Source organism: Sciscionella sediminilitoris (genome assembly GCF_000737195.2).
GTDB classification, from domain to species: Bacteria; Actinomycetota; Actinomycetes; order Mycobacteriales; family Pseudonocardiaceae; genus Sciscionella; species Sciscionella sediminilitoris.
Window position 1 is genome coordinate 78,429 of record NZ_JALM01000003.1, and the last position, 24,690, is coordinate 103,118.

28 protein-coding genes are annotated in these 24,690 nt (G+C 70.4%); 11 read left to right on the top strand and 17 right to left on the bottom strand.

Translation table 11 applies throughout. The annotated features are described in order from the left end of the window. Positions 1 to 39: 39 nt before the first annotated feature. The gene (locus tag AD72_RS00815; protein WP_156365002.1) at positions 40 to 1,551 is read left to right on the top strand and encodes a PucR family transcriptional regulator; all 1,512 of its coding nucleotides are present in this window, start codon (positions 40 to 42) and stop codon (positions 1,549 to 1,551) included. Here AD72_RS00815 and AD72_RS00820 read toward each other — a convergent pair. Next, a complete protein-coding gene (locus AD72_RS00820; RefSeq protein ID WP_197284843.1) occupies positions 1,483 to 2,916 on the bottom strand; it encodes an MFS transporter in 1,434 nt (477 codons plus the stop codon). The genes AD72_RS00815 and AD72_RS00820 overlap by 69 nt on opposite strands. A gap of 43 nt (positions 2,917 to 2,959) precedes the next feature. Between AD72_RS00820 and AD72_RS00825 the strand changes: the two genes are divergently transcribed. Continuing rightward, a complete protein-coding gene (locus AD72_RS00825) occupies positions 2,960 to 3,313 on the top strand; it encodes a winged helix-turn-helix transcriptional regulator (RefSeq protein WP_031464381.1) in 354 nt (117 codons plus the stop codon). Between the two features lies 1 nt (position 3,314). On the opposite strand, the gene AD72_RS00830 is transcribed toward AD72_RS00825, so the two are convergent. The 4 genes from AD72_RS00830 to AD72_RS00845 are packed head-to-tail and all read right to left on the bottom strand — an operon-like array spanning position 3,315 to position 6,181. Continuing rightward, complete coding sequence (locus AD72_RS00830) at positions 3,315 to 4,070, bottom strand: SDR family NAD(P)-dependent oxidoreductase (RefSeq protein WP_037344460.1); 756 nt, start codon at positions 4,068 to 4,070, stop codon at positions 3,315 to 3,317. A gap of 8 nt (positions 4,071 to 4,078) precedes the next feature. Continuing rightward, positions 4,079 to 4,453 (bottom strand): hypothetical protein, encoded by a 375-nt coding sequence (locus AD72_RS00835; protein ID WP_031464383.1) that lies wholly within the window; start codon positions 4,451 to 4,453, stop codon positions 4,079 to 4,081. After that, the gene (locus AD72_RS00840; protein WP_031464384.1) at positions 4,446 to 5,678 is read right to left on the bottom strand and encodes an acyl-CoA dehydrogenase family protein; all 1,233 of its coding nucleotides are present in this window, start codon (positions 5,676 to 5,678) and stop codon (positions 4,446 to 4,448) included. The genes AD72_RS00835 and AD72_RS00840 overlap by 8 nt, the downstream gene beginning before the upstream one ends. Beyond that, positions 5,675 to 6,181, bottom strand: a complete 507-nt coding sequence (locus AD72_RS00845; protein WP_031464385.1) for a flavin reductase family protein — start codon at positions 6,179 to 6,181, stop codon at positions 5,675 to 5,677. Before AD72_RS00845 ends, AD72_RS00840 begins: the two co-directional genes overlap by 4 nt. 119 nt (positions 6,182 to 6,300) lie before the next feature. Here AD72_RS00845 and AD72_RS00850 point away from each other — a divergent pair, with 119 nt between their 5' ends. Then, positions 6,301 to 7,203 (top strand): LysR family transcriptional regulator, encoded by a 903-nt coding sequence (locus AD72_RS00850; protein WP_031464386.1) that lies wholly within the window; start codon positions 6,301 to 6,303, stop codon positions 7,201 to 7,203. 48 nt (positions 7,204 to 7,251) lie between these two features. Beyond that, on the top strand, positions 7,252 to 8,811 hold the full coding sequence (locus tag AD72_RS00855; protein WP_031464387.1) for an amidase: 1,560 nt from the start codon (positions 7,252 to 7,254) through the stop codon (positions 8,809 to 8,811). A 25-nt stretch (positions 8,812 to 8,836) separates the two neighbouring features. On the opposite strand, the gene AD72_RS00860 is transcribed toward AD72_RS00855, so the two are convergent. From AD72_RS00860 to AD72_RS00870, 3 genes are all read right to left on the bottom strand, one after another. Further along, positions 8,837 to 9,907 carry an alpha-hydroxy acid oxidase gene (locus AD72_RS00860; RefSeq protein ID WP_031464388.1) on the bottom strand — a complete coding sequence of 357 codons (1,071 nt, stop codon included), beginning with the start codon at positions 9,905 to 9,907 and terminating at the stop codon, positions 8,837 to 8,839. Next, positions 9,904 to 10,842 carry a dihydrodipicolinate synthase family protein gene (locus tag AD72_RS00865; RefSeq protein WP_031464389.1) on the bottom strand — a complete coding sequence of 313 codons (939 nt, stop codon included), beginning with the start codon at positions 10,840 to 10,842 and terminating at the stop codon, positions 9,904 to 9,906. The genes AD72_RS00860 and AD72_RS00865 overlap by 4 nt, the downstream gene beginning before the upstream one ends. Before the next feature lie 97 nt (positions 10,843 to 10,939). Next, complete coding sequence (locus tag AD72_RS00870; protein WP_031464390.1) at positions 10,940 to 11,842, bottom strand: LysR family transcriptional regulator; 903 nt, start codon at positions 11,840 to 11,842, stop codon at positions 10,940 to 10,942. Between the two features lie 97 nt (positions 11,843 to 11,939). On the opposite strand from AD72_RS00870, the gene AD72_RS00875 reads away from it, so the two are divergent. Beyond that, positions 11,940 to 13,262: an MFS transporter gene (locus AD72_RS00875; protein WP_031464391.1), complete on the top strand. Its 1,323-nt coding sequence runs from the start codon at positions 11,940 to 11,942 to the stop codon at positions 13,260 to 13,262. Further along, the gene (locus AD72_RS00880; RefSeq protein WP_031464392.1) at positions 13,259 to 14,638 is read left to right on the top strand and encodes an FAD-binding oxidoreductase; all 1,380 of its coding nucleotides are present in this window, start codon (positions 13,259 to 13,261) and stop codon (positions 14,636 to 14,638) included. Before AD72_RS00875 ends, AD72_RS00880 begins: the two co-directional genes overlap by 4 nt. Here AD72_RS00880 and AD72_RS00885 read toward each other — a convergent pair. After that, positions 14,635 to 14,814, bottom strand: coding sequence for a hypothetical protein (locus AD72_RS00885; RefSeq protein WP_031464393.1), 180 nt, complete (start codon positions 14,812 to 14,814; stop codon positions 14,635 to 14,637). The genes AD72_RS00880 and AD72_RS00885 overlap by 4 nt on opposite strands. Before the next feature lie 34 nt (positions 14,815 to 14,848). Further along, positions 14,849 to 15,721, bottom strand: a complete 873-nt coding sequence (locus tag AD72_RS00890) for an LLM class flavin-dependent oxidoreductase (RefSeq protein ID WP_031464394.1) — start codon at positions 15,719 to 15,721, stop codon at positions 14,849 to 14,851. Positions 15,722 to 15,837: 116 nt separating this feature from the next. On the opposite strand from AD72_RS00890, the gene AD72_RS00895 reads away from it, so the two are divergent. Then, positions 15,838 to 16,416, top strand: a complete 579-nt coding sequence (locus AD72_RS00895) for a TetR/AcrR family transcriptional regulator (protein WP_031464395.1) — start codon at positions 15,838 to 15,840, stop codon at positions 16,414 to 16,416. A gap of 6 nt (positions 16,417 to 16,422) precedes the next feature. On the opposite strand, the gene dprE1 is transcribed toward AD72_RS00895, so the two are convergent. From dprE1 to AD72_RS00915, 4 genes are all read right to left on the bottom strand, one after another. Next, complete coding sequence (gene dprE1, locus AD72_RS00900; RefSeq protein ID WP_031464396.1) at positions 16,423 to 17,805, bottom strand: decaprenylphosphoryl-beta-D-ribose oxidase; 1,383 nt, start codon at positions 17,803 to 17,805, stop codon at positions 16,423 to 16,425. Between the two features lie 36 nt (positions 17,806 to 17,841). Then, positions 17,842 to 18,261 carry a YkvA family protein gene (locus tag AD72_RS00905; RefSeq protein WP_031464397.1) on the bottom strand — a complete coding sequence of 140 codons (420 nt, stop codon included), beginning with the start codon at positions 18,259 to 18,261 and terminating at the stop codon, positions 17,842 to 17,844. Between the two features lie 70 nt (positions 18,262 to 18,331). Beyond that, positions 18,332 to 18,844, bottom strand: a complete 513-nt coding sequence (locus AD72_RS00910) for a DUF4232 domain-containing protein (protein WP_031464398.1) — start codon at positions 18,842 to 18,844, stop codon at positions 18,332 to 18,334. Between the two features lie 174 nt (positions 18,845 to 19,018). Continuing rightward, entirely contained in the window at positions 19,019 to 19,960 is a 942-nt protein-coding gene (locus AD72_RS00915) for a GlxA family transcriptional regulator (protein ID WP_031464399.1), read from the bottom strand. Between the two features lie 142 nt (positions 19,961 to 20,102). Between AD72_RS00915 and AD72_RS00920 the strand changes: the two genes are divergently transcribed. From AD72_RS00920 to AD72_RS00935, 4 genes are read left to right on the top strand one after another with little or no spacing between them, the layout of a single operon-like run. Then, a complete protein-coding gene (locus AD72_RS00920) occupies positions 20,103 to 20,771 on the top strand; it encodes a DJ-1/PfpI family protein (protein WP_031464400.1) in 669 nt (222 codons plus the stop codon). A 25-nt stretch (positions 20,772 to 20,796) separates the two neighbouring features. Next, positions 20,797 to 21,099 carry a hypothetical protein gene (locus tag AD72_RS00925; RefSeq protein WP_031464401.1) on the top strand — a complete coding sequence of 101 codons (303 nt, stop codon included), beginning with the start codon at positions 20,797 to 20,799 and terminating at the stop codon, positions 21,097 to 21,099. Between the two features lies 1 nt (position 21,100). Beyond that, a complete protein-coding gene (locus tag AD72_RS00930; protein ID WP_031464402.1) occupies positions 21,101 to 21,523 on the top strand; it encodes a hypothetical protein in 423 nt (140 codons plus the stop codon). 1 nt (position 21,524) lies between these two features. Beyond that, entirely contained in the window at positions 21,525 to 21,791 is a 267-nt protein-coding gene (locus AD72_RS00935; protein WP_031464403.1) for a hypothetical protein, read from the top strand. Here AD72_RS00935 and AD72_RS00940 read toward each other — a convergent pair. Genes AD72_RS00940 through AD72_RS00950 form a run of 3 tightly spaced genes read right to left on the bottom strand, consistent with a single transcriptional unit; the run spans position 21,788 to position 24,562 of the window. Continuing rightward, positions 21,788 to 22,807, bottom strand: coding sequence for a phosphotriesterase family protein (locus tag AD72_RS00940; protein WP_031464404.1), 1,020 nt, complete (start codon positions 22,805 to 22,807; stop codon positions 21,788 to 21,790). The genes AD72_RS00935 and AD72_RS00940 overlap by 4 nt on opposite strands. Next, positions 22,804 to 23,799: a DMT family transporter gene (locus AD72_RS00945; RefSeq protein ID WP_231644698.1), complete on the bottom strand. Its 996-nt coding sequence runs from the start codon at positions 23,797 to 23,799 to the stop codon at positions 22,804 to 22,806. The genes AD72_RS00940 and AD72_RS00945 overlap by 4 nt, the downstream gene beginning before the upstream one ends. Before the next feature lie 10 nt (positions 23,800 to 23,809). Further along, complete coding sequence (locus AD72_RS00950) at positions 23,810 to 24,562, bottom strand: glutamine amidotransferase (protein WP_031464406.1); 753 nt, start codon at positions 24,560 to 24,562, stop codon at positions 23,810 to 23,812. Positions 24,563 to 24,690 lie beyond the last annotated feature (128 nt).

The window sequence follows — 24,690 nt, forward strand, 5'->3', positions numbered from 1 at the left end:
GACCGGAAGCCGTATTGCTCGTATGCGAGCATGATGTGCGTGATCACGCTCGCCACGCTGGTGCGCCAGCTCGGCCCGGGACGGCTGCGCCCACTCACCGGAGCCACCGATCGCGAGGTGGCCGAACCGGTGTTCGTCTACGAACCGGGACAGACCCCCTCCGGTGGGATCGCGCTGCTCACCGGCCCGCTGCCGGGCGAGGAGGCGATCGGGGAACTGGCCGCTGCCGGGGTCGGCGCGGCCATCGTGCGTGCGCCCGAGGCCGAGGCGGAAGCCCTCGCCGCGCGGCTCGGCGCCGAGGACATCGCGCTACTGCTGCTCACCGGAACGGTCGGCTGGCTCGAACTGGCCGGGCAGTTGCACGCCGTGCTCGCCGGATCACCCGCCCCGGAGGCGAACGGCGGCGGCGACCTGTTCGCGCTGGCGGACATGATCGCGGCCACCGTCGGCGGCGCGGTCACCATCGAGGACCCGCACGAGCGGGTACTCGCCTACTCCAGCCTCGCCGGGCAACCCACCGACCAGGTACGCCGAGCCGCCATCCTGGGCAGGCAGGTGCCCGATCTGCCGTACAACCCGAACTCCTACGAGCGGCTGCTCCAGTCGGCTTCGGTGGTCCGGTTCGCCGGGGCCGAACCAGATCTGTTGCCCCGCCTGGCCGTTGCCGTGCGCGCCGAGGGCGAACTGCTCGGCTCGCTGTGGGCGATCGACGCGCACACCGAACTCGGCAGCCCGGCCGAGGACGCCCTGCTGCGCGCGGCGAACCTCACCGCGGTGCACCTCGTACGCGCACGCCAGGCAAAGGACGCCGAACAACGCAGGCGGACCAGGATGCTCGCCGATATGCTCGGCGGCGCCTATTCCCCCGTGGCCAGCGCGGCACAGCTCGGCGCCGACCCGCGGGACACCGCGGTCGTTCTCGCCTTCGGCCAGGATCAGCCGGCCATCGCGGGCAAGCTCGCCGAAGTGGTGCGCGGCTACTTCGAGGTCTACCACCGGCCCGCGCTCTGCGGTGTCGTGGCGGACCGCGCCTACGCCGTGCTCGCCGAACCGGCCGCGGGCGGCGAACTTCCCGGTCTCGTCCGGCGCACCGTGGCCAGCGCCTCGGCCGCACTCGGCACGACGGTGCGCGCCGGGCTCGGTCACGAGGCGGGCGCCTGGACCGAACTGCCCCGGGCGCGGCGCGACGCCGAACGGGCGCTGCGGGCGATCACCAGCCGCCCGGAACTGGGCCCGGTGGCCAGCCGCACCGAGGTCGCCGATCTGGTCGTGCTCGGCGAACTGGCCGCCGAGCCGGGCGAGGTGCTCGGCGAGCCGGTGCCCGCCGTGGCCGCGATGCTCGAACACGACCGCCGATACGGCACGCACTACGCGCAGACCGTGCGCACCGTGCTCGCCGAGGGACCGCGCGGGGGCACCGCCGCGGAACGGCTCGCCGTGCATCCGACGACTCTGCGCTATCGGCTGCGCCGTGCCGAGCAGCTATTCGGGCTGCGGCTCGACGACGCCGACGCCAGGCTGGTCACCTGGCTGCAACTGCGCCTGCGCTGAGTTCCTCCGCCGGAAAGATCCCCGCCACAGCAGGAATCCGGCCCCGGCGAGCGCGGCGACGAGTACCGCCGCAACGTAGGCGGTCCCGGCGAACGGCCGGGTGAGCACCGCACTCGCGGCGGCGAGCCAGACCGCGGAGCCGAGGTTGAACGCGGTCTCCTGCAGCGCGCCGATCTCCCCGGACCGCGCGAGCCCGGCGTGCGCGAGCACCGTGCCGGTGCACACCGACATCACCACGCCCGACCCGAATCCGAGCAGCACCAGCGCCGGATAGTTCCCCGCGGCCCCGGCGATTCCGAACAGCAGCAGCCCGCACACCAGTAGCGCGAGGGCGAGCCCGGCAACCGTCCGCTCACCCCGGCGCCGGACGAGGACCGGGGCGAGCGCGGAACCGAGCGCGTTCGCCAGCGCGGCGGGAATGAGCTCGAAACCGGCCGTCTGCGGATCCGTCCCACCGCGCTGCCACTGTTGCGCGACAAGGAAAAGGAAGGCCATATAACTGCCGAAGGCGAGCACGATGAACAGCATCGCGGCACTGAACGCTCCGTTGGCGAACACCCGCAACCGAACCAGTGGAACCCGCGCTTTCCGTTGCCGGACAAGGAAAACCACCCCGCCCAGCAGTACGATCCCGAGCAGCGCCACGGTCAGCTGCCACGGGTTCCCGGTGAGGTGGTTGAGCGTGTACAGCAGCAGCCCGAGCACCGCGACCGACAGCAGCGAGCCGGGGACATCCCAGCTCCGGGGCGCCGCCGGGGGCACCCGAACGATCAGCACCGCGCCGAACACGGCTGCCAGTGCCACGACCGGAACGTTGAGCAGGAAGGCGGAACGCCAGCCGAACTGTTCGATCAGCACCCCGCCGAGTACGGGTCCGCAGGCCGCGCCGAGGCTGGAACTGGCGGTCCACAACCCGATCGCGGTGCCGCGGCGCGCCGGATCGGGGAAGCTCGCGCGCAGGATGGTCACCGTGGAGGCGAGCAACAGCGCCTCTCCGATCCCCTGACCGAACCGGGCCAGCACCAGCAGCGCGGATGATCCGGCGAACACGGCGAGCAACGAGGCGAGCCCGAACACCGCCAATCCGCCGCACCACAAGTGTTTGCGGTCCACCCGGTCGGCGAGGGTGCCGATGGTGAGCAGCAGCGCGGCGATCGTCATCGGATAGCTGTCCAGGATCCAGCCACGCGTGCTCGGCGCGGGCGCGAGATCCGCGTCGATCGCGGGCAGCGCGAGGTTGAGCACGGTGAAGTCCACGGCACCGACGAACAGCGTCGCGCACAGCACGGCGAGCGTCAGCCAGGGATGACGAGTGGGCATGTCCCGAAGATCGCGGGCCGCGGCGGGGAATACAAGTACGGTCAATCTTGTCACCGGTGACAGAACCGTCACCACCGAAAGGGAGGCCATGGCGCGCGAACCGATCGCCGAACTGGCACCGTACTGCGCGATCGAGGCCGCGATGTCGGTACTCGGCGGGAAATGGAAGATGGTGATCGTCGAGTACCTGTTACGGGAAACACACCGGTTCGGCGAGCTGCGCAGGCGGTTGCCCGGGATCACCCAGCGCGGACTGGCCAGGGCGCTGCGCGAACTCGAGGAGGACGGCATCGTGGTGCGCACCGACTACGGGGAGAACCCGCCCCGGGTGGAGTACTCGCTGACCGAGGCGGGGCAGCGGCTCGCCCCCGCGGCCGCGCGGCTGCAGGAATGGGGCCGCTGGTACCGGGAGCTGGTCACCGCGCAGGTCCGGGCCCAGTGACTCAGCGCATGAACACCCCGCCGTTGATGTCCATCGTGGCGCCGGTGACATAGCCCGCGTCGGGGCCGCACAGGTAACCGACGAGCCCGGCCACCTCCCCGGCCCGCCCGAAGCGGCCGACCGGGATCGACTCGACCGCCTTGTCCAGCTGGTCCTGCGGCATGTCCGCCATGACCGGGGTGTGCACCGCGGCCGGGGCGACCGCGTTCACCGTGACCCCGGACGCGGCGAGCTCGCGCGCGAAGATCTTGGTGAGCACGATGATCCCGGCCTTGGAGGAGGCGTAGTGCGCCCCCGCGACGAGCCCGCCCTGCTGCCCGGCGAGCGAGGTCAGGTTCACCACCCGGCCCCAGCCGCGCTCGGCCATGGCCGGGGCCAGTTCCCTGGTCAGCAACAGCACGCTGCGCAGATTGGTGGCCAGCACGTCGTCCCATTCGTCGAGTTCGATGTCCCACACCAATTTCGGCACGGTCCGCCCGGCATTGTTGACGAGCACATCCGGGCTGCCGAGCCGTTCGCGCACCTGCTCGAGCGCGGTGCGCACGGCCGCCGGTTCGCGTACATCCGCGGCGACCCCGATCGCGGTCCGCTCCCGAGAATCGAGCCGGGCCGCGGCCGCACTCGCCGCGGCGTGGTCGATGTCGAGCAGCGCCACCCGGAATCCGTTCGCGTGCAGGCGTTCGGCGATCGCGGCACCGATCCCCTGACCAGCCCCGGTCACCAGCGCGATCCCGTGCGACATGGGCACTTGCGACATGGGAGCCCCTACTCGTTACCGAAGAACAGGGCCCTGCCGAGCCGGGCCTCGATGGTGAAGTACTTCCACAGCCGGGCATCGCCGACCGGGTGCTCTCGCAGGATCGAGCAGATCCGGGTGACCGTCTCGTAGTCCGGCACATCCGCGAGGATGTAGGCGGTCCACGGGAATCGGGTGGACGGTCCGACCATCGTCTCGTCATCATCCATGGTGCCGAGCACCCGGACCCCGAACCGTCCGGCGAGATCGGCGAACCCGTTCCGGGATTCCTCGATGACCGAGGCGCGTTCCTCCTCCGCGGCCGCGAAGAACGGATCGCGCACCCCGATGCAGAACAGGGTGCGGATGGCGTCCCGCCCGCCCGAGCGGTAGTCCTCAGTCATCTGCCGTCTCCTTCGCTTTGCTGTCCGGGCCCGTCTCCTCGGGACCGATCGTGGGTGCCAGCTCGATACCGACCGCGGTCGAGCCGATGATCTCGCGCGCGGCGTGATTGGCGAACGGCATGAAGGTGCCCGCCTGCGCATCCCGCCACATCCGCTGGAACGGCAGCTTACGCACGTACGCGGCGCCGCCGACCACTTCCACGAGTTTCTGCAGTACCGCGACGGCATTGTTGGTGCACACGTATTTCACCAGTGCGCAGCGCGCGATCCCCTCCTGCACGTTCAGCTCGGTGAGCAGTGCCCGCGAGTCGACCTCGGCAGCGTGCCGGTAGAGCACCGCACGGGACTGTTCGATCAGGATCTCGGCGTGTGCCAGGGTGTCCACGATCAGCGGCTGCCCGGCGATCCCGCGCCGGATCGCCTGCCGTTTCGCCCAGTCCAGCGCGCCGGCGGCGATCCCGTTGTACACCGCGCCGAAGGCGGGCATCGCCCAGGAGAACACGGTTTCGAGCACCCGCGCGTCCAGGTGCCCGACCGGCAGCGAGTGCACGACCGCCTCGTCCGGCACGAACAGCTCGGCGAACTCGACGTCGTTGCTCTGCGTGCCACGCATGCCGAGCATGTCCCAGGTCTGGTGGATGGTCACGGCCGGATCGTCCAGCGCGATCCGCATCAGCAGCAGCCGCGGCCCGCCCTCGGCTTCCTCGTACCGCGCCGTCGTGGAACAGTGTGTGGCGACCGCGGTGTTGGTGCCGAAGTTCTTGCGCCCGCTGACCAGGAAACCGCCCTCGGTGCGGCGCGCGGTGGTGCGCGCGTCGGTCATCAGGTTCGGGCTGCCGATCTCACTGGTCACCGCGGCCCAGACGAGTTTGTCCTCGGCCGCCTGGGCGAGAAAGCCCGCGAGCCGGGGATCCTTTGTCCTGCGCCAGATCGACGACCACTGGCCGAGCGGGGAAAGGTGCATGTTCACCGCGAGGGCGGTCGCCCCGTCGCCCATCGCCAGCCGCTCGATCACCGGGATCAGTTCCGCCTGGGTCGCCCCGGATCCGCCCAGTTCGGTGGGCAGGGTCAACCGCAGCAGCCCGGCACTGCGCATATCGGTGTAGTTCTCGTACGGGAAGGTGTTCTGCTCATCGTGCTCGGCGGCGCGCTCGGCGAACACATCCGCGAGGCGCCCGGCGAGCTCCACGAACTCCCGCTGCCGTTCGGTATAGCACTGCTTCATGCCGGCCTTCCAATCTCCGGATGGTGTCGCCCGTAACCGCGGTCGCGGTAGGTCAGTCCCTCGGTCTCGCCCGCCCGCGCGGCCCGCACCCGGCCGAACAGCACCAGATGCGTTCCCACGAGCACCGAATCGCTCAGCGCGCAGTCGAACACCGCCGCGCCGTCCCTGCGCACCGGAGCCCCGGTGCACAGGGTCCGCCACGCATCGTCGAACACATAGCGCCGCCCGATGGGTTCACCGCCCGCGAAGATCCGGGACAGCGCACGCTGCTCCGGGGCGAGCACGTTCACCGCGAAGCAGCCGTTGGCCAGCACGGCCTCGGCGATCGCGGTGCGCCGGTAGAGGCAGGCGAGCATGGTCGGCGGATCGGCGGTCACCGAGGTCGCCGCGCTGACCGTCTGCCCGAACCGGCCGGCCAGCCCCGCGGTGGTCACCACGGTCACCGCGGCGGCCGTGCGGGCCATCGCCTCGATGTAGTCGGCTCGCAGTTCGCTCGTGTCCACCGGGTACCTCGCCGTCGGGGTCGTCGCCTGCGCTGGATTCTGGCGAACCGGTGAACCGGCCGACAATCGGAGTTTCTCGCTACTGTGTATCGCATCGTTCGATACAAGGAGGTCGGAACGTGTTCCAGCGGGCCGAATTCACCCTCGCTCAATGGCAGTGTTTCGTGGCGGCCGCGGAGACCGGGAGCATCTCGGCAGCCGCCGGGGAACTGCACATGTCCCAGTCCGCGCTCTCCTCGGCCGTCCAGCGCCTGGAGAAGCAGCTGGGCACCGCCCTGTTCATCCGCCAGCACGCCCGCGGGATCACGCTGAGCTCGGCAGGCGAGCAGCTGCTGGACAAGGCGCGGAACCTGTTGCGGGACGCCGCGGAGCTGGCCGATGCCGGGCGGAATCTGCGGCACGGGGTGAACGGGGAGCTGCGGATCGGCTGCTTCGTCACCCTGGCCCCGTTCTATGTTCCGCCGGTGCTGACCGGCCTGCGGGAGCGGCACCCGGAACTGCGGGTGAATGTGCTCGAATCGGACGGTGCCGGGCTCGCCGCGGCCCTGCGTTCCGCGCGCTGCGATATCGCGCTCGGTTACGGGCTCGAGGTGCCCGAGGACATCCGGTTCCGGCATCTGCTCTCGGTGCGCCCCTACGCCCTCGTCGCCACCGGTCATCCGGCGGCCGGATCGGACTCGGCGAGCCTGCGCGAACTGGCGCGCACCCCGATGGTGCTGCTCGACCTGCCCGAGACCGGGCGGTTCATCCTCGGCATGCTCGAACACGCCGGGGTACCGATTCCGGAGGTCGTGCGCACCACGAACTTCGAGACCATGCGCGGGCTCGTCGCCTCGACCGGCGGGTTCGCGATCCTCAACCAGCGCACCCGGCCCGCACAGGGATCACGCGCGGTGCACATCACCGACGCGGAACCGGTCTCGATCGGCATGCTGTACGCGGGCGGGGTGCCCGCGAATCGGCGGATGGCCGCGTTCACCGAACAGTGCCGCAAGGTGGCCGGGGAACTGCGGTCCGGGTGATCCGGTACCACCGAACGGGTCTTGCCCTCGCAACAACCGCGCAGTTGGATGACATCCATGCGCATCGCCCTGGCACTCGCCGCCCTGCTCGCCGCCGGTTCGCTCACCTCGATCGGCCCGGCACACGGCGAACCGCTCGGCGTGCACCTGGACACGGCGACCATTCCGCAGCTGCAGCGGCGGATGGCGCACGGCTCGCTGACCTCCACCGCGCTCACCGCGGCCTACCTGGAGCGGATCCGTACCGTGGATCCGAAGGTGCATGCCGTGCTGCGCCTCGATCCCACCGCGATGACCCAGGCCGCGGCCAGCGATGCGCGGCACCGTGCGGGAACCGCGATCGGTCCACTGGACGGGATTCCGGTACTCGTCAAGGACAATGTGGACACTCGCGACCTCCCGACCACGGCGGGATCACTCGCGCTTTCCGGACAACCGCCCGCGAAGGACGCGGTGCTGATGGCCAGGCTGCGCGCGGCGGGCGCGGTCCTGCTCGGCAAGGCGAACCTCTCGGAATGGGCCAATTTCCGCGCCGACAAACCGACCTCGGGCTGGTCCGCGGTCGGCGGCCAGACCAACAATCCCTATGTGCTCGACCGGAATCCCTGCGGGTCCTCCGCGGGTTCGGCCGCCGGACTCGCCGCCTCACTCGCCCAGGTCGCGATCGGAAGCGAAACGGACGGATCGATCGTGTGCCCCGCCGGGATGAACGGCGTCGTCGGGCTCAAACCGAGCCTCGGCCTGGTCAGCCGCACCGGAGTGGTGCCGATCTCCGCCGAGCAGGACACCGCGGGACCGATGGCGCGCAACGTCACCGATGTGGCGATCACCCTCTCGGCACTGCAGGGCCGCGATCCAGCCGATCCGGCGACCGCGGGCTATCCGGCGGACCAGCCGAGCGACTACGCCGCGCTGCTGGACCCGAATGCCTTGCGCGGAAAGCGAATCGGCCTGTGGCGGCTGTCCGAACTCGGCCCCGAGGTGGACGCCCTGCTGCGGCGCGCCGCCGGGAAACTCGAAGCCGCGGGCGCCACGGTGGTCGAGGTCGAGCCGCCCTACCAGGACCGCATCGCCGAACTGGAGATTCCCGCGCTGTTGAGCGAATTCCACCGGAACATCGACACCTACCTGAAAACCAGGCAGGCCGGGCCGCGCGATCTCGCGGACCTGATCGAGTTCAACCGGACCCACCCGGCCGAGCGGACCTGTTTCGCCGGACAGGAACTGTTCGAGCGGGCACTCGCCGCCCCGCCGACCACGGATCCCGGCTACCGCGCCCATCGGGAGGAGCTGCGCGAGCTCTCCCGGCGTTCCATCGACGAAACCATGCGCGAGCACCGGCTGGACGCGATCGCCGCGCCGACCAACCCGCCTGCGTGGACGACCGACTGCCGGCGGGGCGACAACGACATCGTGCCGTCCTCCACTCCCGCGGCCGTCGCCGGTTATCCCTCGGTGTCCGTTCCCGCGGGCACCGTCGGCGAACTCCCGGTCGGCATGCTGCTGATGGCCGGGCACTGGCAGGACGGGCAGCTGCTCTCCCTCGCCGGGGCCGCCGAACACCACCTGCACGCCTGGCGCGCGCCACGGTATCTGCCCTCGAGCTGAGCGCTGTTGCGCACACCCCGCCCGGTCACACCAGGAGATCCGCGTCCAGGGCGGCCAGATTCGGCGCCCCGCACAACGCCATGGTCATCGCGAGTTCGTAGCGCAACCGGCGCACGACGTGCCCGACCCCCTGCGCCCCGGCGAGCACCAGACCGTGCAGCGCGGGACGGCCGAGCAGCACCGCGTCCGCGCCGAGGGCAAGCGCTTTCGCGATATCGGCGCCCCGGCGCAGTCCCCCGTCGACGAGTACCGCGGCCCGCCCCCGCACCGCCTCGGCCACCCGGGGCAGCGCCTCGGCGGTACTGAGCACGGAATCGAGATTGCGCGCACCGTGGTTGGACACGATGATCCCGTCCGCACCGGCATCGAGGCAGCGCAGCGCGTCATCGGCGCGCAGGATTCCCTTGACCAGCAATGGAATCCGGGTACTCGACCGCAGCCCGGCCAGGCGTTCCCAGGTGAACGAGGCGTCCAGGGCGGGCCGGTGGATCTCGTACGGCGAGGACGGCGGGCGCACGGGATACGGCGCGGATTCGGTCAGCGCGAAGGAAAGCCCGTCCGGCAGGCTCACCCCGTCCCAGCCCTGGCGTTCCCGTGCCCCGGCGACCGGGGTGTCCACGGTCAGCACGATCCCGGCCGCACCACGTTCGGTGGCCTCGGCGATCAGCTCCCGGGTGAACCCGTCGTCCGGCGCGGCGTTGTACTGCAGCCACCAGGGGCCGCTCGCCGCGCGCTGGACCGCGGCCATCCCGGTGGTGCTGTACCCGCTCAGGCAGAACACCGCGCCCGCCTCCCCCGCACCCCGCGCGGTGGCTTCCTCACCGTCCGGGTGGAACATCCGGTGGCAGGCGGTCGGGCCGATCAGCACCGGATGCGGCAGATCCAGGCCGAGCAGCCGCAGCTCGGTGTCCACTTCGGACACATCCGTGCACACCCGCGGGGCGAACCGGATCCGCCGGAACGCGGCCAGGTTCTCCCGCAGCGCGTCCTCGGTCCCCGCCCCGGAGACCAGATAGTTCCACGCCGCGGGATCGGCCACCCGTTCGGCGAGCCGCTCGACCTCCGCGAGCGGCAGGCTCTCCAGCTCGGGCTTCACACGGACTCCAGGCCCGCATCCGCGAGCGCCGCGGAGATCTCGGCGAGCGAGCGCGTGTCGGTGATCGGCAGCTTCGGTTTCCTCGGGAACCCGCCCGGCTGGCCGAGCAGGTTCATCGCCGCCTTGAGCGAGGCCTGCATGCCGCCATAGCGCCAGTTGTAGCCATCGGTGCCCGGTCCGCGCAGCCGGTGCATCAGCGCATCGGAACGTTCGGCGATGCGCAGCGGCTCCGCGGTCTCCCCGGCCCAGGCCAGCTCGAAAAAGGCCGAGTACCGGGAACCGAGCAGCATGCCGGAACCGAAATGCCCGTCCCCGCCGAACCCGCCGCGCAGCAGCGAGAGCCCGAGCGGGGAGAGCAGGTGCCCGAACACCACCAGCCGGTCACCGACCGCGCGGATGGTGGCCAGCAGATCGTCCAGGCTCGCGGTGCTCTGCTTGACCCCGACCACGTTCGGCAGATCGGCGAGCTCGGCGAACCGCTCGGGCCGGATGTCGGTGGCCGCGTCCTGCGGGAAGTTGTACACCCAGGCCGGGAGGGTGACCGCGCCGAACACGGTCTCGTAGTACCAGCGCAGCTCCTCCGGTGTGGGCCGGGTCGCGGGCGGTGGGGCCGCCATCACCGAATCCGCACCCGCCCGCTCGGCGTGCCTGGCCAGCCGGGCCGCCTCGTGCGGGCGGGAACTGGTCACCCCGATCACCACCGGCACCCGGCCGTTCGACCTGCGCACCGCGGCCTCGGCGAGCCGTTCCCGTTCCTCGAGGCTCTGCGCGGCCCACTCCCCCGTGCTGCCGTTGACCAGCAGCCCGTGCACCCCATCGGCGATGTAGCGCTCGACGATCTCCTCGAACGCGGCGAGATCCAGTTCCCCGGCCTCGGTGAACGGGGTCGGCAAGGCGCTCCAGTATCCACGCCACGTCACGTCCCGGCGATCCATCGGCCACGCACCCTTCGCTGTAGTTCTTGGCTCGCCGATCACCGTAGGCCGCGTTCGATAGTTATCCGTTGCGAAAACCAGGCAGACCGATACCCGATCAGGCATCTTCGGGGCCGAGCTCCAGCAACAGCTCGGAGAGCCTGCGCATCGCGGGCGAGTCCTCACCGCGGCGCCAGGCCAGCATCAGCTCGGAACGCGCGGGCGAACCGGTGAGCGCGGCGAAGTGCACCCCCGGCCGGGGCACCTGCGCGATGGGGCTGGACACCAGCGCGACCCCCTCCCCCGCGGCAACCAGGGTCAGCAGCATCGGCGTGCTCTGCGCCTGGTGCGCGATGTGCGGGCTGAACCCCGCGGCCGCGCAACCGGAAAGGGTCGCGGTGATCATGCCCTGGCCGATCTCGCGGGCGTAGACGATGAAGTCCTCCTCGGCCAGTTCGGCGAGCCCGATCTCCGCGCGCGCCGCCGGGTGCCCGGGCGGTACCGCGGCCACCAGCGGATCCGCGAACAGCGGGGCGAACTCCAGGTCCGGGTCCACATTGGCTGGTGCGCGCAGCACGGCGATATCGATCGCATTGCTGTGCAGCGCCTCGATCTGTTCGTGGGTGTGCAGTTCGTGCAGCCGCAGATCGACATCGGGAAAGGCTTCGCGGAACCGCATCAGCACCCGCGGCAGCAGCTCGATCGCCAGCGGTTCGACGTACCCGAGCGAGATCCGGCCCGCGTGCCCCTCGGCGATCCGGCGGGCGAGTTCCCCGGCCCGGTCCAGCCGCGCCAGCGCCACCGTCGCCTCGGCGAGAAAGGCCGCGCCTGCCTTGGTCAGCGCCACCTTGCGCGAACTGCGCTCCAGCAACTTCGCCCCCACCGCCTGCTCGAGCCCCTGGATGTGCCTGGTCAGCGGCGGCTGGCTCATGATCAGCCGCTCCGCGGCCCTGCCGAAGTGCAGCTCCTCGGCGACGACGCGGAACACCCGCAGTTGCTGGACCGTAGGATCGTTACCCATAACAGCATGGATACCGCGAAAACGGGCAATGAACAACTATCGTTCGAGGATTAGCGTTTCGTCCACGACCTCATCCTGCCAACCGAAGGGACTCCCCGTGGCCGACACCGCTGTCGCCTCCCGCACCGAGATCCGGCGCGCCGTCGCCGCCGGTGCGATCGGCAACTTCGTGGAGTGGTTCGACTTCGGGGTGTACGGCTACCTCGCGCCGATCATCTCCGCGAAGTTCTTCCCCTCCGAGGACGCCACCGCCGGACTGCTGTCCACCTTCGCGGTGTTCGGTGTCGCGTTCTTCGTGCGCCCGCTCGGCGCGGTCATCTTCGGCCGGATCGGCGACCGGTTCGGGCGGCGGCGCTCGCTGTCCATCGTGGTGATCACCATGTCCTCGGCGACCGCGCTGTGCGGGGCCCTGCCCGGTTACGCCCAGGTCGGCGTGCTGGCTCCGGTGCTGTTACTGATCCTGCGACTGGTGCAGGGACTCTCCGCGGGCGGGGAGTACGCGGGCGCGGCCACCATGGTCGTCGAGTTCGCCCCGCGCGAGCGCCGCGGCTTCTACGTCAGCGCGCTGTCGGTCACCACGTTCCTGGCCTCGATCGCCGGGGTCGCGCTCACCGCACTGCTGACCACCTCCACGGGCACCGAGGCCATGGCCTCCTGGGGCTGGCGGGTGCTGTTCGCGGTCTCGCTCCCGCTCGGGCTTGTCGGGCTCTACCTGCGCACCAAGGTCACCGAAACCCCGGAGTTCGTGGCGCTTTCCGAACGCAGGCAGGTGGACAACGCCCCGATCCGGGACGCGCTGCGCACCCAGCGCAAACCGATCGCCACGCTGTTCGGGCTGATCATGATCAACGCCGTCGCCTACTACGTGCTCGGCACCTACTGGCCCAACTTCCTCTCCGAGGACGCGGGCGTTCCCCGGGTGACCGCGCTGTGGTCCTCGGCGGCCGCTTACGGGGTGCTGGTGATACTCGCCCCGCTGTTCGGCACCATGGCCGACCGTTTCGGGCGCAAGGCGATGATGCTCTACTCGGTCATCGGCATGATGGTGCTGACCGTGCCCGCCTTCCTGCTCTCCACCCAGGGCGGATTCCTCGCCGCGTTCGGCGGGCAGGTGCTCTTCGTGCTCGTCGCGGGCCCGACCAGTCTGGTCTCCAGCCTGGTCACCGCCGAACTGTTCCCCGCGCGGGTGCGCTACAGCGCCTCCGCGATCGGCTACAACCTCGCGTTCATGCTCTTCGGCGGCACCGCGCCCTATGTGGCCACCTTCCTGATCGGGCAGACCGGTTCCAAGCTCGCGCCCGCCATCTACATCGTGGTGATCGCGTTCCTCTCGCTGCTGGTCACCCTCGGCATGCTGAAGGAGACCGCGCCGCGCAAACTCGACCGCGCCGGTGCCCCGAAGGTGAAGGAGTCAGTGTGACCGAGCTCGCCGAACCACGCGCCCTGCTCGGTCCGGCCGGGTTGCTCGAACCAGGCACCGAGCTGAGCCGCTACGAGCAGGCCCCGAACCTGCTGACCGGGACCGCGGCCTTCGTCGCCCGGCCCGCCACCGAAGGCGAACTGACCGCGCTGCTCGACTGGGCACATCGGGAACGGGTCCGGCTCATCCCGCAGGGCGCCAACTCCGGACTGGTCGGCGGGGCTCTCCCGGACGATTCCGGCACCCAGGGGGTGCTCTCCGGCGAACGGCTGCGCGAACGGTTCGAACTCGACACCGCGAGCCGGACGCTGACCGTGAGCGCGGGCTGGCAGCTCGACGAGATCAACGAACGGCTCGCCCCGCACGGGCTCCAGCTGCCCGTCGAGGTCGGTTCCAGTCCCTCCGTCGGCGGCATGCTCAGCACCAATACCGCGGGTTCGCACCTGATCAAGTACGGCGATGTGCGCCACCGGGTGCTCGGGCTGCGCGCCGCCGTCCCCGACGGCGCGGGCACCGTGCTGGACCTGTCCAGGCCACTGCGCAAACGCAACGAGGGCCTCGACCTCAAACAGGCGTTCATCGGCACCGGCGGCACCCTCGGCGTGCTCACCGAGGCGAGCCTCGAGCTCGCGCCCCTGCCCCGTTCCCGGGCGACCGCCTGGCTGGCCGTGCCGGAATCCGGGCTGCTGGACGTGCTCACCACCTTCGAACGGCACTGCGCCGATTCCCTCGCCGCGTTCGAGGTGGTCTCCCCCGCGGCTGCCGCCCTGCTCACCGAACGGCACGAGCACCTGCTCAACCGCATCCCGCGGGGCGAACACTTCCTGGTGCTCGCCGAGATCGCCGCCGACGACGAGCGCGCCGAAGACAAGCTCACCGAGGCACTGGAGGCCGCGGCCGGACAGGATCTGCTGCACGACGCCCGGATCGGGGCGCCCCAGCGGATGTGGGAGGTGCGGCACGCCATCCCGGAGATCACCGAACGGATGCATCCGGTGCTCAGCCTCGACCTCGCCACCCCGCGCTCGGCCATCACCCGGTTCCGCGCCGAGGTGCACACCCGGCTCGCCGAAACCTGCCCCGATATCCGCCCCATCGAGCTCGGCCACTACGGCGACGGCGGGATCCACCTGATTCTTCCGCTGCCCCAACGGATCGCCGCCGACCGTGACCGCGTCGACGAGCTGCGCATGCTCGTCTACGACATCGCCGTGCACCGCTACGCGGGCAGTTTCAGCGCCGAACACGGAATCGGCCCGAAGAATCACGACGCGTATCTGCGCTATGTCCCCGAAGCCGTGCGGGCCACCGCCGCGCTGTTGAAACAACACTTCGATCCGCACACGGTGCTCGCGCCCCTGCCGCGGGAGCGCTAGGCGGAACGGTTGCCGCGGGACCGGATGTGGACCGCGATGACGGCGACCGTGCCGAGCAGGAACACCGCAGCGGCCAGGAGTGTCTGCCAGGGTTCCCGTGCGGACATGAGTCCCAGGAACGCCACCGCCACGACGAGGACCTCGGCCAGGAACAGCGATGCGGGCTTGGTCGTCATCGGTCCATGGTAGGCGAGAACTGCCGGGGATCGATCAGCCGACGGTGATGAGCCGCTCGGCGACCCAGGCGGCGACCCCTTCGGGATAGGGCGCGTCCAGCCCGAGGACGATGTGCCCGAATCCGGCCTCGACCGCCTCGCCGATCGCATCCCGGGTGCGACCGGGATCCTCGTAGGAGACCGGCAGGTGGATCGAGCGGGTGATCGAGGCGGGATCCCGGCCGATCTCGGTGCAGTAACGGTCGAGCAAGGCGCTGCGGTCGCGGACATCCGCGATGTCCCCGCCGGGAATGTTCCACAGGTCGGCGTGCTCGGCGGTCACCCGCAGCGTCGCGGCGGCCCGCCCGCCGATCAGCAACGGTGGATGGGGCCGCTGCACGGGTTTGGGATTACCGAACGCACCGGTGAGTTCGTGATACTCGCCGTGGAAATCGAACGGTTCCGTGGAGGTCCACAACCGCCGGATGACCGTGCACGCCTCGGCGAGACTGGCGACGGCCTCCGCGGCCCCGTGATAGGGCAGGCCGTGCCCGTCGTACTCCCGCCGTGCCAAGGGATGACTGGGGCGCGAACCGGCGCCGATACCGAAATCCAGCCGCCCGCCAGAGACGATGTCCACGGTCGTGGCGATCTTGGCCAGCATGGCGGGCGGGCGAAAGCGATTGCTGGTCACGAGCAGGCCAAGGCGGAGCCGCCGGGTCTGCGCGGCGAGCGCGGAGAGCAGCGTCCAGCCCTCCAGGATCGGCCCGTCCGGGTCTCCCCCGATGGGCATGAGGTGATCGAACAGCCAGGCGTGCTCGATCTCCGGGATCGCGTCGGCTTCGCGCCAGACCCGCAGCACGTCCTGGTAGTCGACCTGCATGGGGGCGGTGAGGATCCCGAACCGGGTACCGGATGCGTGCGGCATCGAGGGCCGTCCTTCCTTGCCGGGTTCGCCGATCTGGCATCATCGACGAAACGGAACATTGCTCCGTTAACGATACGGAACATTGTTCCGGTTAGCAACGAGGAGGGCGCGGCGCCATGCCGGACGAGGGCACGCGGGCGAAACGGGCGGATGCCCGGCGCAACAAGGAGACCCTGCTCGACGCGGCCGCCGCGGTCTTCGTCGCCTCGGGCGTGGAGGCTCCGGTGCGCGATATCGCGGCCAGGGCCGGGGTCGGGGTGGGCACGATCTACCGCCATTTCCCGACCCGGGCGGACCTGATCATCGCGGTCTACCGGCATCAGGTCGAGGCCTGCGCCGAGGCAGGCCCGAGACTGCTGGCCGATATGGCGAGCCCGCACGCCGCGCTCGCCCAGTGGACGGATCTCTTCGTCGATTTCCTGGTCGCCAAACACGGGCTGGCCGCCGTGCTGCAGTCCGGCGATCCGGGCTTCGAGGCCCTGCACGCCTATTTCCTGGACCGCCTCCTCCCGGTGTGCGGCCGGTTGCTCGAAGCCGCGGCCGCGGCCGGTGAGATCCGCCCCGATCTCGAACCCTACGAACTCATGCGCGGTATCGGGAACCTCTGCATCGGTGCGGAGAACGACACGCACTACGACGCGCGTCGGCTGGTCGGTCTCTTGGTCGAGGGGCTGCGCCTGCCGGGGCCGGGGTGAGCGGGTTCAGCCGGAGGCGATCCCGAGACGGCGGGACATGTCGGAGCAGAAGATCCCGTCCGGGTCGGCGGCATCGCGGATCCGGCGCCACTGCGCCAATCGCGGATACATCCGGGCGATCATCGCGGGCGTGGTCCGGGAGTCCTTCGCGAAGTACAGCCGCCCTCCCGCATCGAGCACCTGTTCGTCGAGCCGTGCGCAGAACCGGCCGAGCCCGCTTCTCATCGGGAAATCGAGGCTGAGCATATAACCGGGATGCGGCCAGGAAAGCGGGGCCGGGCTCGCGGTTCCCATGCGCTTGAACACGTTCAGGAAGGACAGGTGCCCGGAACGCGCGATGGTGCGCACCAGATCGGCCATCCGCTGCTCGGCCCCGTAGGGCACGGAGAACTGGTACTGGAGGAAACCCGCGCGCCCATAGGCCCGGTTCCACTCGCCGAGCGCGTCCAAGGGGTGCAGGAACTGGGAAATATTGGCGATCCTGCCGCGCGCGTGCTCGGGGAACATCCGGTGCGCCACCGCGCCCGCCACCCGCGAGGTGAGCCGGTTGACCATTCCGTTCGGGAAGATGTCCGGCAGCGTGGCCAGCTGCGGTGCGTTGAGCCGCAACGGTTCCCGGCGCAGTTTCGGCGGCAGCTCGTCCAGCCGGGCCAGCGATCCGCGGGAGAACGTGGCACGGCCGAGCCGGGCCCCGGTGGAGATCGTGTCCGGCACCGCCGCCGAGTACTCATAGGCCTCGTCGGAGCCGTCGGTCAGCAGCTCCATGGTCTCGTCGAGGTCCATCGTGCGGTCGTAGTCGGCGAGGAAGTACGCGGTCTCCGTACGTTTCAGCCGCAGTCGCGCGCCCACGATGATCCCGGTGAGCCCGATCCCGCCCACGGTGGCCCAGAACAGTTCGCTTTCCGGTCCCTCCGGGGTGAGCGTGCGCACCTGTCCATCGGCGGTGAGCAGGTCCAGGGACAGCACGTGATTGCCGAAACTTCCCGCGCTGTGGTGATTCTTGCCGTGGATGTCATTGGCGATCGCGCCGCCGACCGTGACCTGCCGGGTGCCGGGGAGCACGGGCACCCACAGCCCATGCGCCAAGGCCGCGCGCATCAGGCGGTCCAGGCTCACTCCGGCGTCCACCTCGGCGAACGCCTCGTCCTCGTCGATCCGGTGGATCCGGTTCAGCGCGGTCATGTCCACCACGAGGCCACCGGAATTCTGTGCCGGATCCCCGTACGAGCGCCCGAGACCGCGGGCGATCACCCCGCGCGGCCCCGCACCGCGCACCGCGTTCGCGAGCACGTCGAGCTCCGATGTGGACAGTACTTCGGCGACCGTGCCAGCGGCCCGCCCCCAACCGCTCAGTACCCGCCGCCGCGGCGCGATTCCGGAATGTGCCATGCGGGACAAGCTAACCGGTGCCCGGTTCGGTCCTGGTCAAACTCCGCGGCGCAAGCCGGTGAGGCGCGCCAGGGCCGCGAATCCGTCCTCGGTGCCCGGCCAGTGCGCACGCACGGCATCGAGACCGGCACGGCGGACGACCCCGCGCAGCACCACCGTGATGATGATGGCGTCGTCGGCGTACCCCAGCACGGGTACGAAATCCGGGATCAGGTCGATCGGCAGTGCGAGGTAGCCGAGCAACAGGATCAACCGGACGCGGATCCCGCGCGCCAGCGTGTCGTCCGCGGCGAGCCCGCGCAGCAACCGCAGCACATCCGGCAGCAGGCGCAGCGCCTCACGCAGTAGACCGCCGCGCGGACGGGCGATGAGCAGCGCGAGGACCAGGGCCAGCCAGGCCAGCAGCAGCGCGGCCACGATACCGAGGAGGAGGTCCCACCAGAACGAACCGGTCAGCACATCCGCAGACGGTACCGGGAAAAGCCCGTGACCGGCCCGGAGTGCGAGACCGGCCACGGACGGGAGATCAGTCCTGGGAGATGGCGGTGAACTGCGGGGAACCGCTCAGCTCGGTGCCCGGCCAGGCGACCCCGACCGGGGTGTTCGAGGCGTCCGATGGCAGGTGGAACCGCAGTCCGGTCACCTCCGCGGGGCCCGGCTCGGGGCTGTTCGGGATGAGCACCGCGGAGCTCGCCGAATGGTTCGCGTCGATGGTGACCTGTCCCGGCGTTCCCCCATCGGCCACGGAGCTCTGCACACCGACCGGGGAACCGAACCGGTCGTAGAAGGCCACACCGTAGGGGGCGCCGCTGAGCGTGCAGTACGTGTTCGCGTCCGCCGCGGTGTAGTGCAAGGTGACTGCGCGGTGCCCGGACGGTGAGTCCTGGGCCGGGGTCGCGGTGACCCGCACATCCAGGTCCTTGCACAGTTGCGGTTCGGTGCTCGCGCTCGCCGCGGTCGCGGCGATTCCGGTCACCCCGCCGACGGCGGCGAGCACGGCGGCAGCGGCGATGGTCCTGCGAACGGCGTTTCCGGTCATCGTGTCTTTCCCTCTCAGTCGCGCACCGGCCCCGAACCGGTGCGTGGTGAGGTTGGTGGGTAATTCACCGAACCTGATTTCACCCCGTCAGACGCTCGCCGTGGCGGGTTCGTGCATCCGCTATGGGCTACCGCACTGCCAAGCAACCACCGAAGCAACCACCACTGGCCGTGCTCACTGAAAGCTGCGCCGGTAGCTCTGCGGGCTGACTCCGGTGGTGCGCTTGAACCGGTCCCGGAACGCGGTCGGGGAACCGAATCCGACCTGTGCGCCGATGCGTTCGATGCCGTGCCCGGTGGTCTCCAGCAGGTGCTGGGCGCGCCGGATGCGGGCGCGGTGCAGCCATTGCAGCGGGCTGGTCCCGGTCTGCTCGCGGAATCGGCGGATGAGCGTACGGCTGCTGAGCCCGGCGTGTTCGGCGATGTCGGTGAGGGTGAGCGGGCGATGCAGGTTGTCCCGCAGCCAGTCGAGCAGCGGCTCGGTGGCCGATCCCTTGGGAGTCGGCACCAGGGTGTGGTCGTGCACGATGAACTGGGCCTGCCCGCCCTCGCGTTCGAGCGGCATGACGGCGAGCCGGGCCGCGTTGGCCGCCACCGCGGATCCGTAGTCCCGCCGGATCAGGTGCAGGCACAGATCGAGCCCGGCCGCGGCGCCCGCGGAGGCGAGGATCTGCCCGTTGTCCACGTAGAGCACATCCGGATCGAGCTCGACCTCCGGATAGGCCGCCGCGAACGCTTCGGCCGCGGCCCAGTGGGTGGTGGCGCGCAGCCCGTCGAGCAGCCCGGTCGCGGCGAGCGGGAAGGCACCGGTGCAGATCGAGGCGATCCGGGTGCCGTGCGCCGCGGCCGCGCGCAGTGCCCCGGAAACGGCAGGTGCGAGTGGTCCGGGCGCGGCGACCCCGGGCACGATCACCGTGTCGGCGTCCTCGAGTCCGTCGAGCCCCCACGGCGCGCGCAGGGCGAATGTCCCGGCGTCCACCTCGGGCCGTTCGGCGCAGATCCGCACCTGGTAGCCGGGCCGCCCATCGGGAAGCAGGGTGCGCCCGAAGGTCTCGATCGGCGTCGCGAGATCGAACGGGATCACCTGGTCGATGGCGAGAACGGCGACGGTGTGCATGTCCGGAATGTAGCGCATCGCACTCCGCGGATGCGGCCCGATAGCCCTATTGAGCTGGGATTTCACTGGCTGGCGATTTTCCGTTGACAGATGGCGATCACGCCACTGTCCTGGCCGGTCCGCGCGCCCTAGCGTTCCGGGCATGCACAGTCAGGTCATCTTGTTCGACGGCTTCGATCCGCTCGATGCCCTCGCTCCGTTCGAGGTGTTGTCCGCCGGAGCCACGGCCTCCGGCGGACTGCTCACCGTGGAACTGGTCTCCGCCGAGGGACCGCGGGAGGTGGTCAGCGGGGTCGGCGGGGTGTCGCTGCGCGCGAACGCCGCACTCGATCCGCACCGCGCCGGTCTGCTCGTGGTGCCCGGGGCAGCGGGCCGGATCGCAGACGACGACCACGACACCGCCGAGGAAACCGGGGACACGATTCCCGTGCTGCTCGGGCGAACCCTGAACACCGCGCTTCCCGGGCTGCTCGGCGAGGCGATGGCGGATCCGGAGCTGACCGTGACCACGGTCTGCGGTGGTTCGCTGCTGCTCGCCATGGCCGGCCTCCTCGAAGGCAGGCACGCCACCACCCATCACCTGGGCATGGATTTCCTGGACGCCACCGGTGCCGAGGCGGTGGCAGCCCGGGTGGTCGACGACGGGGATGTGGTCAGCGCCGCGGGGCTCACCTCCGGGCTCGATCTCGGACTGCACCTGCTGGAGCGCGAGCTCGGCCCGCGGGTGGCGCACGCGGTGGAGCAGCTGTTCGCCCACGAGCGCCGGGGCATCGTCTGGCGCGCCACCGGCCCCGTCCCGGCCACATTCTGAGCAACGACCGGAGGAAGGCAAACGCATGAATCCCACTGGTATCTGGGACCTGTCGATCAGCACCCCGATCGGGACACTCGAGCCCGTACTCGAACTGCGCGAGGAACAGGGCACCGTGGTCGGCACCGCGAGCGGGACCGGCGAGGAGATCCCGTTACGGGATCTCAGCGTCACGCAGAACCGGCTGACCTGGCACCAGTCCATCCGCAAACCCTTGCGGCTCAACCTGTTCTTCGACATGACCGTGGACGGCGATGTCATGACCGGCACCTCGAAGGCCGGACGGCTGCCCGCGAGCACGGTGACCGGGCGACGGCGGGGTGCCTGAGGTGTCGAAGGTGCTGCTCTCCCTGCACGTGCTCGCCGCGGTGCTGGCGGTCGGCCCGGTCGCGGTCGCGGCGAGCATGTTCCCCGCCGCGCTGCGCAAAGCCGACGGCGAGCTCGGCACGGTGCGGCTGCTGCACCGCATCTGCCGAGTCTACGCGGTGGTCGGCGTCGCGGTGCCGTTGTTCGGCCTGGCCACGGCGAGCAGCCTCGGCGTGCTCGGCGACACCTGGCTGATCGTCTCCATCGCCCTGACCGCCGTGGCCGCGGTGCTGCTCGCCTTCGTGATCCTGCCGGGGCAACAGGGACTGCTCGCCGGTACCGGGGCCGGGAAGCCACTGGCGATGACGACCGGACTGTTCAACCTGCTGTGGGCCGCGGTCACCGTGCTGATGATCGTGCGCCCCGGCTCGACCACGGGAGTGTGAAGTGGACGATCTGCGCCTGTTGCGCATCGCAGCGCTCGCCGAGCTGATCTCGCTCGCCCTGTTGCTGGCCAACCTCGTGACGATCCACCTGCCCGCGATCTCCTCGCTGACCGGGCCGGTGCACGGCTGCTGCTATCTGTTCGCGATCGGCGTCTGCTGGCGGCATCCGCGGGCGAGCAGCACGGACAAGGGGATCGTGCTGCTGCCCGCGGCAGGCGGGCTGCTGGTGCTGCGCAGGCTGGGCAGGCCCGCCGGGACGAGCGGTTAACCGGCCAGCATCCGCGCCGGGTTCTCCCGGAGGAACCGCTCCACGTGTTCGATGCCTTGTGCGGCAAGCATTTCGGCGAACACCGAGGGAACGAAGAGGAATCCGTTGCCGCCGTTGCCGGTCCACATCTGCTTGAGGAACAGGTCGTGGCTGAGCAGGATCCGTTCGCCGTGCCCGGCGCGCACGAGCTCGGCGATGGCCTCGGCGCTCGCCAGCGGACCGGGCGCGGTTCCCTCGTGCGGGAAGGTGATGTCCATCCCGAGCATGTCGAATTCGAGCCATACCCCGCGATCGGCGATCGCGCGCTGATAGGCGCGGTCCTGCCCGGAGGGGTCCATGTGCGCGAGCACGATCCGGTCCGGCGCCACCCCGACCTGGTCGATGAGCAGATCCAGCACCTCGTGCCCGCGGCGTTGCCAGCCGGGCAGGTGCACCATCAGCGGGATGCGCGGATGGTCGAGCTGGGCCAGGCCCGCCGCGCGCAGCGAGGCCGCCTCGGCCGCGGTGAAGTCCGGGGAAACCCCGATCTCACCGATGATCCCGGGCAGCACCCCGGCCACGCCCTCATCGAGTTCGGCACTGATCGCCGTGGCCTGTTCCTCGGCCGTGGCACCGATCCTGGCCCCCTCGAACTTCTCCAGGTAGGCGCCGCAGCCCATGACCACATGCACCCCGGAACGGCGGGAGACCTCCACCAGCCGCGCGGGATTGCGCCCGATGGCCGCGCTGGAGGTGACGTCCACGATGGTGCGCCCGCCGAGCGCGGCGAACGCGCCGACCTCGCCGAGCACCTCCCCGACCGGTTTGGCCGCGAGATTGTCCGCGCAGCAGTAGGGATCGTGGCGCAGCGCCCAGGCCCGCGCCGCGCTGACCGGTTCCCCGGCGAGCGGCGCGGAGAACGGATAGCTCGGCGCGTCGAGCACCCCGGAGAGGTCGTTGAACAGGTGCTCGTGCGGCAGCACGATCCCGAGTTCGCTCGCGGGCACCATCCCGGTGACGGTGCGCACCTCGTTCATGACGACTCCTTTCTGCGTGAGGGAAGCATGCCGATCCCGGCGGCGACGAGCGCGAGCACCGTGCCGAGCACGGTGACCAGGTGCACCGGCTGCCCCACCGAGGGAACGGCGAGGTCGAGCAGCAGCGAGCCGACGAGCTGACCGGCCACCGAGGCAAGGCCGAGCAACAGCAGCCCGAGCCCGCGCACCAGCAGGGCCATGAGCGCGATCGAGGCGAGCCCGAGCACCCCGCCGAGATACATCCACCAGGTCCCCGGCAGCGAGAACGTGGCCGATCCGGTGCCGATCCGGATCAGCAGCCCGATGCCGAGCACGATGAACCCGACCAGGAAGTTCACCCCGATCGAGACCAGCACCGAACCCGTGCCGCGCGCGACCGCGGCATTGCCCGCCGGTTGCCAGCCCGCGAGCAGGCCCGCGGCGAACGGCAGCACGGCCAGCGCGATCGCGCCCGGAACATGGAAACTCGGCGAGATCGCCACGGCGGTCGCGATGATCGCGAGCACGGCACCGCAGGCGCGGGCCACCGAGATCGGCTGCTGCACGGTCGCGGTCACCCCGATCCGGTCGCAGACCACACCCGAGATGATCATCCCGGAGATCAGGGCGATCTGGAACACGGCGACCCCGAGCGCGCCGACCGAGATGCCCTCGGAGAGCACCACGGCGGCCCCGCAGAGCCCGGCGAGGTAGTTCCACCAGCCGATTCCGCCGCTGCGGATCAGCGAGGGGATGCGCAGTGCCTGGCGGCGGGTGCTCGGCCGGGCGAAGATCACCACGATCATCAGCACCAGTCCGCTGCCGAAGGAGATCACGGCGGCACTGTTCCCGTCCCCGACGGCCTTGCCGAGCGCGCCGTTGACGGCCGACTGCATGGGACTGAGCATTCCGGCGAGCACGGTGGCCACCACGAGCAGCGCGGTGGTCGCCCCGCGGGCGAGCTTGCGCGGAGCAGGGGCAGGCACGGCAGCCGTTGACGTTGCCTTGGTCATGTCGCGCTCCCTAACCGCGTCCGCCGGCCAGCCAGCCGATGGCCCGGCCGAAGAGCTGACGGTAACCCTTCCAGGCCAGGAACTCCTCCGGCGCCCAGTGCGGGGAGATGTCCGAGGCGAAGGCCAGGGTCCGGCCCTGCCCCACGGTGCGCACCGCGAGCAGCGGGCGCGATTCGATCTCCGCGAGCACCGTGGCGTCCTGCTTCGCGGTCAGCCGCTGGTAGCCGAGCAGCGCGGGCCAGCGCCGGTCGAGGCCCTCGGTGATCTCGTGCCGCTGATCGGTGAGCTCCCCCTCGATGCCTTCCGGGCACTCCACCCGGTCGTCGTAAGCCAGGATGTCGACCGGAAGGATCTCCTCGATGGGCGTCGCGTGGTAGTTGGCCTTGGCGCCGAATCCCTGGAAGCTCAGGTATCCCCCGGCCATCGCGAGTCCGCCACCGGCCCGCACCCATTCGGCGAGCAGTTTCAGCCGGTTCGGGAAGCGCTTGCCCTTGGCGAACACATCGGGATGCAGCAGCAGTGAGTTCGCCCCGATATCGGAGAGCAGCACCACGTCGTAGGCGCCGAGCTCCTCGAGTGTCGCGGGGAACTCCGCGGCCACATCGTGCGAGAGCAGGTGGGTGACCTCGTGCCCCTCCGCCCGCAGTGCCTCGATGAGCGCTTCGGCCCCGATCTCGATCTGGGCGCGCTCGATGGCGTCGAACCCTTTGACGTCCGCGGTCCTGGCGACCCAGGACTCCCCCGCCAGCAGTACCCGGCTCATCCGACCCTCCCGTTGTTGCGCAATTTTGTGCTCTTTTGCGCAACGCTATGCCTCCGCGCTCTGGACGTCAACGGATGGTGTGCGGATAGACTGTGCGCACGCACGACCGCAGTACGGAGAGGAGTAGG

Bases quoted from the DNA above. Each gene is read 5' to 3' on its own strand.
- AD72_RS00840 (WP_031464384.1), bottom strand. From the start codon at position 5,678: ATGAAGCAGTGCTATACCGAACGGCAGCGGGAGTTCGTGGAGCTCGCC.
- AD72_RS00920 (WP_031464400.1), top strand. From the start codon at position 20,103: ATGCACAGTCAGGTCATCTTGTTCGACGGCTTCGATCCGCTCGATGCC.
- AD72_RS00945 (WP_231644698.1), bottom strand. From the start codon at position 23,799: ATGACCAAGGCAACGTCAACGGCTGCCGTGCCTGCCCCTGCTCCGCGC.
- AD72_RS00825 (WP_031464381.1), top strand. From the start codon at position 2,960: ATGGCGCGCGAACCGATCGCCGAACTGGCACCGTACTGCGCGATCGAG.
- AD72_RS00870 (WP_031464390.1), bottom strand. From the start codon at position 11,842: ATGGGTAACGATCCTACGGTCCAGCAACTGCGGGTGTTCCGCGTCGTC.
- AD72_RS00890 (WP_031464394.1), bottom strand. From the start codon at position 15,721: ATGCCGCACGCATCCGGTACCCGGTTCGGGATCCTCACCGCCCCCATG.
- AD72_RS00885 (WP_031464393.1), bottom strand. From the start codon at position 14,814: ATGACGACCAAGCCCGCATCGCTGTTCCTGGCCGAGGTCCTCGTCGTG.
- AD72_RS00925 (WP_031464401.1), top strand. From the start codon at position 20,797: ATGAATCCCACTGGTATCTGGGACCTGTCGATCAGCACCCCGATCGGG.
- AD72_RS00895 (WP_031464395.1), top strand. From the start codon at position 15,838: ATGCCGGACGAGGGCACGCGGGCGAAACGGGCGGATGCCCGGCGCAAC.
- AD72_RS00830 (WP_037344460.1), bottom strand. From the start codon at position 4,070: ATGTCGCAAGTGCCCATGTCGCACGGGATCGCGCTGGTGACCGGGGCT.
- AD72_RS00835 (WP_031464383.1), bottom strand. From the start codon at position 4,453: ATGACTGAGGACTACCGCTCGGGCGGGCGGGACGCCATCCGCACCCTG.
- AD72_RS00940 (WP_031464404.1), bottom strand. From the start codon at position 22,807: ATGAACGAGGTGCGCACCGTCACCGGGATGGTGCCCGCGAGCGAACTC.
- AD72_RS00855 (WP_031464387.1), top strand. From the start codon at position 7,252: ATGACATCCATGCGCATCGCCCTGGCACTCGCCGCCCTGCTCGCCGCC.
- AD72_RS00950 (WP_031464406.1), bottom strand. From the start codon at position 24,562: ATGAGCCGGGTACTGCTGGCGGGGGAGTCCTGGGTCGCCAGGACCGCG.
- AD72_RS00910 (WP_031464398.1), bottom strand. From the start codon at position 18,844: ATGACCGGAAACGCCGTTCGCAGGACCATCGCCGCTGCCGCCGTGCTC.
- dprE1 (WP_031464396.1), bottom strand. From the start codon at position 17,805: ATGGCACATTCCGGAATCGCGCCGCGGCGGCGGGTACTGAGCGGTTGG.
- AD72_RS00865 (WP_031464389.1), bottom strand. From the start codon at position 10,842: ATGGATCGCCGGGACGTGACGTGGCGTGGATACTGGAGCGCCTTGCCG.
- AD72_RS00915 (WP_031464399.1), bottom strand. From the start codon at position 19,960: ATGCACACCGTCGCCGTTCTCGCCATCGACCAGGTGATCCCGTTCGAT.